The organism is Pseudomonas oryzagri (genome assembly GCF_020831405.1).
Classification (GTDB): domain Bacteria; phylum Pseudomonadota; class Gammaproteobacteria; order Pseudomonadales; family Pseudomonadaceae; genus Geopseudomonas; species Geopseudomonas oryzagri.
On sequence record NZ_JAJHPU010000014.1, the window covers coordinates 1 to 4,558 of the forward strand.

Annotated in this window: 3 protein-coding genes and 3 pseudogenes; all 6 read right to left on the reverse strand. The window is 53.2% G+C overall.

Going from position 1 to position 4,558, the window contains the following annotated elements; all coding sequences use genetic code 11:
• Positions 1 to 159: pseudogene (locus tag LMJ29_RS03315) on the reverse strand (RHS repeat-associated core domain-containing protein); the annotation flags it as partial.
• A 332-nt stretch (positions 160 to 491) separates the two neighbouring features.
• Positions 492 to 713: a hypothetical protein gene (locus LMJ29_RS03320; RefSeq protein WP_229604024.1), complete on the reverse strand. Its 222-nt coding sequence runs from the start codon at positions 711 to 713 to the stop codon at positions 492 to 494.
• A gap of 253 nt (positions 714 to 966) precedes the next feature.
• Positions 967 to 1,808, reverse strand: a pseudogene (locus LMJ29_RS21060) (RHS repeat-associated core domain-containing protein); the annotation flags it as partial.
• A 487-nt stretch (positions 1,809 to 2,295) separates the two neighbouring features.
• The gene (locus tag LMJ29_RS03330) at positions 2,296 to 2,577 is read right to left on the reverse strand and encodes a hypothetical protein (RefSeq protein WP_229604026.1); all 282 of its coding nucleotides are present in this window, start codon (positions 2,575 to 2,577) and stop codon (positions 2,296 to 2,298) included.
• A gap of 100 nt (positions 2,578 to 2,677) precedes the next feature.
• Positions 2,678 to 3,530: pseudogene (locus LMJ29_RS03335) on the reverse strand (IS5 family transposase).
• 185 nt (positions 3,531 to 3,715) lie between these two features.
• A complete protein-coding gene (locus LMJ29_RS03340) occupies positions 3,716 to 4,033 on the reverse strand; it encodes a hypothetical protein (protein ID WP_229604028.1) in 318 nt (105 codons plus the stop codon).
• Positions 4,034 to 4,558 lie beyond the last annotated feature (525 nt).

Consider the following 4,558-nt stretch of genomic DNA (forward strand, 5'->3'; position numbering starts at 1 on the left):
GCCGAAGGCGTCGTAGCGGTAGCCGACTTCGCGACCATCGGGCAGTTGCACACCGACCAGCCGGTACTGGCTGTCGTAGCGATAGTGGGTAACCAGCCTCTGTCCGCTCCCGCGGCGCTCGCGGATCAGGTTGCCGTAGGTGTCGTAGTCGTAGGCGCGGCTGGCACCGCCCGGCAGGGTGACTTGGCGCAGGCGGCCGACGGCGCCCCACTCGAACCGGGTGATGGCTCCCTTTCGTTCTGGCGGGGATTTACAGCCAGCTAAATAAATCTGCCCCTCGCATGTTGCGAGATAAACTCAAGCAGATCACTTTATGCGTTTCAAAAACTCATTATCAGGATAAATCATTTTTATATTGGTTATTGCAGAAGTTGAGTGCAATGGCCACCTCTAACTCGATCCTGGACATCAATATCCGCTCTCCCTTATGCCTTGAGTGGGGCGCGACTCGCACCAGCACTCAATAAGACTTTTTAGTCATTTTAATTCTATTATCCATAAAGATAAATCAAATCATCAATAATCTCTAACTCCTCCGCTGTAAAGTTATTATCGCCCTGGGTTCTAATTGCCTCCAAAGCACCTCTAATAGGTATCTGTCGAGCAGGATCATCAATGATATTAATTAGGCGTTCTACCTCTGCTGTCGGCTTGTCAATATGATCAAGAACCAGCTTTCTCAAAATCGCTCTTGCCTGACTATCTGAAAACACAATAATTACTCCGGAAGAATGTCAATTTGATCTGCTTTAATGTCGATAACCTCACCTGGTCTAGGTATCAACTGTCTCGCCCCACCTTTACCATAGGCAGGATATGCTTCTGTGAAAGGTTCCAACTCATCGCCCTTACCACCGTGACTGTAAGGAGCAGATACTCTTGGCCGACCGTTCTCGTAAAGCTGTAGGGTGTTGAATTTTAATCGCAACCGGCCATCACTCCATGCTGGCCCCGGATCTTTTTCTGTTACATGTTTCGGCGCCTAATCTGGAGGGCGTCCGTCACAGCATCTCCACTTTCAAACTTATCGAAACCAAAATAAGATAGACGCGCCTCACCTGTTTCCAGAGCCTGCTGGGCATACTTGTTGATCGAGCCGTCATCATTCTTGTATCTCATGTAACGATACCCTGTCGCAGGGAGGGTGGAGCTAGGCCCTGAAGGGCCAATATAAAAATCGGGAGTAGGAGTAGTTGGTGCGCCCTCATCCACCCGAGCCTTGGATACCGGATCCACCACCGTCCCTAGCTTTCCAGTATCGCCATCCGGGCAGCAACTCAACCCCAGCGGATCCACCCATCCCGTCGGGTTGGGTACGTACTGGTAGTGGTTCAGACCACCGGCCAGCCTGATCGGGTCCGGGGTCAGGAAGCGACCGGTGCCGGGATTGTAGTAGCGGTGGCGGTTGTAGTGCAGGCCAGTCTCGGCGTCGTAGTACTGGCCCTGGAAACGCAGCGGGTTGTCGATTTCGGCCACGTCCAGGCGGGCGACGTTGCCGTAGGCGCGGTAGCGGGCCGACCAGAGGATGGCGCCGCTTGGGCTGGTCAATTCCTGCGGGGGGCGATCAGCCGCTCGCCCTGCCAGAGGAATTCGGTGGTCCTGCCGTCCACCTCCTTGGCGATGCGCCGGCCGAAAGCGTCGTAGCGGTAGCCGACTTCGCGACCATCGGGCAGTTGCACACCGACCAGTCGGTGCTGGCTGTCGTAGCGATAGTGGGTGACCAGCTTCTGCCCGGCACCGCGGCGCTCGCGGATCAGGTTGCCGTAGGCGTTGTAGTCGTAGGCGTGGCTGGCACCGCCCGGCAGGATGACCTGGCGCAGGCGGCCGGCGGCGTCCCGCTCGAATTGGTTGATGGCGCCCTGCTCGTCCTGGCAGGTGATTTACAGCTAACTAAATGAATCTGTCCCTTTCACGAGTCAAGATCACAAGAGCATTATTAGAAAAATACAAAGCCATAACTACTTAAATCTATGTGCCTCCAACCACCCTCTAACTGATACCCAACAACAAACCCAGAGAGTCCTGAATTTACAACATCTTCCCATCCGGCCGGGATCATCCCGACCTCATCAATATATGGAATCCAATTTGCCATTGAGTACTTCTCATCTAGAGCGCAAAAACACTCACCAGCAGGCACAGAAGCCATCTCTATATCTGACGTGCATATTTCAAATTCACATGAAACCCCATAGAGCTTTCCCGAGGTAGATTTTACGATAATGAGATATACCCCCCCTGCTGATAGGAGGCCAAATAAGAATCTGTAACGTAGAAGATTTTTTCCATAAACACTCACATTGGGAATGCAGTAACTATTCTATTTGAATCCGGCTTGACAACTATCATTATAAGATTAAGGACTGGATTTCCGGCTGCCGCTCCTGGCCTTTCCCCTAGGATTCCAGCTCCCGCATATGGGATATCATAAACCCAATTCCTATTTCCCGGACTCTCGACATGTGGCTTCACCCCCTTGCTCTTGGCGATTTCCCATGCTTTTTCTGTGGCGATAATTGGGTCTTCGGTAAATACACCATGAGGAACCGCTCTAGTTGGATCATCTAATCCATGCATTCGCACATGATCTGCTCGAGTTTTACCTTTCGGGTCAACGCCACTCCAATCCAAATATCCACTAGGCGTGTGATCAACAGATACCCGCTTTTTCTCTACACTAGGTTCTGTACGAAAAGTACTGCCGTAGGCACCGCAGCGTGCACGCCAGCGTGACCATGGCGGCAAAACTTCTTGCCAGCTTGTCGTAGCGAGTGCCGATCCTGCGGCTCTCCTTCAGCCAGCCGAACATCCGCTCGATGATGTTGCGCTGCCGGTATTTCGGGCGGTCGAACAGCCTTGGCAGGCCCGGCTTGGGCTTGCGATTCATGGTTCGCAGCGGAATCACAGGCTGCATCCGTTAGCGGTCGCAGTACTGGCGCAAGTGCTCGGCATCGTAACCCTTGTCTGCCAGCAACCAGCGGCAGCGCTTGCGAGGCCGGCCTGGCTTGCCGGGGATGCGAACCTGATCCAGGAGTGCCTGAGCATTCGAGATGTCGCTGGCTTGGTCTGGCGACAGCAAAAAGCGCAGAGGCACGCCGTTGGCATCGCAAACCATGTGGATCTTGGTGGTCAGGCCCCCTCGGCTGCGCCCGAGCGCACGGTCTACCAGCTTTTCTGGCCCCCCTTTTTCCCGGCGCCAGAAGAAGCTCGGGTTGCTCGCACCGCTGTGGAATCAATCATCTAGGTATCCAGATCGATCAGCCCTTCCTGATTCAGGCGAACGTGCAAACGCTCAAGAACCTGGTCGAACGTGCCCTCATCCCCCCAGTCCCGAAACCGCTGATACACCGTTGACCAAGGGCCGAATCGCTCTGGCAGGTCGCGCCAGGCTGCACCTGAGCACAGGATCCAGAAGATGCCGTTGAGCATCAGTCGGTCGTCACTGCGAGGTCGCCCCATCTTCTGGTCGGGGAAACCAGATCAGCGATCAGCTCCCAAGTTGCATCCGGGAGTTCGTAGCGCTTTGCCATGCGGGCCTCCAGCCTGTCATGGCGCCGATTCTACCCGTTCGGACTTTTCGTACAGAACCTAGTACAGAAAGGTGAAAATCGCTTCAAAAAAGAATAAAAATCATCAAAAGCCGAACATCTTCGATCACTCTTAAGGCTTTTAAAAACCGACCATAAACCTTTCATATAGCACCTAGTCCATGAGATCAAACCTTGCACCACATACCACCAAACGGCGGATCTGGCTCTACTATCCGCCAAATATCGCCACACTCCCTGCACTTAAACCAAAATTCTTCAAGACCACCAACACCAGAATAGTTTTTCTCAACTTCAACGGAAAAAAACAGGTCGCTGCTTTTTAAGGTTTTGAGAAAATCATCATATTCAGGGAAGCTAGCGAACCCCCCAACTTCCCTAAGCCCTGAACAACCGCATATCATTTTAACAACCCCTCTCCAACCTTCCACCCAGGAAGAACCGCCCCGTCTTTTATTAACATCTGGCTTCCACCCCCAACCCACGCCCCTCCTTGCGTGCCAACTTCACCAATGTACACCCTTGTTCCCTTAGGTATAATTACTATGGTATATCTAGTCGCTTGCTGCCGGTGCAATGGATTTCCCCTAAGCTTTCCCCATTCGGGTAACAATGCGGAGTCAATACGAGTCTGCAGGCTTCCTGCCGGTTTCTCTAGAGACCAGAATGCGCCAAACTCTCTTGCTTGCCCGGGGTGCCATGCGCGATATGCAACTGTATCGCTGTTTAACTCCATATCAGCGTATCGCCCTCCCGAAAATGTTGCTGCAAGACTACCCTGCTGCTCAGCTCGAGTCACGGCACCGGCACTAAGTGGTCCATCATCTAAAGCTGTATACTCCCCAACTTTTCGACCATCAATGGATGAAATTATCTCTTTATAGCGAGATCCCGCGCCTGTGTTGGTTGGACTTTTATCTATGGAGCCCCCCGGCGGACAGCAACTCAACCCCAGCGGATCCACCCACCCCGTCGGGTTGGGTACGTACTGGTAGTGGTTCAGGCCACCC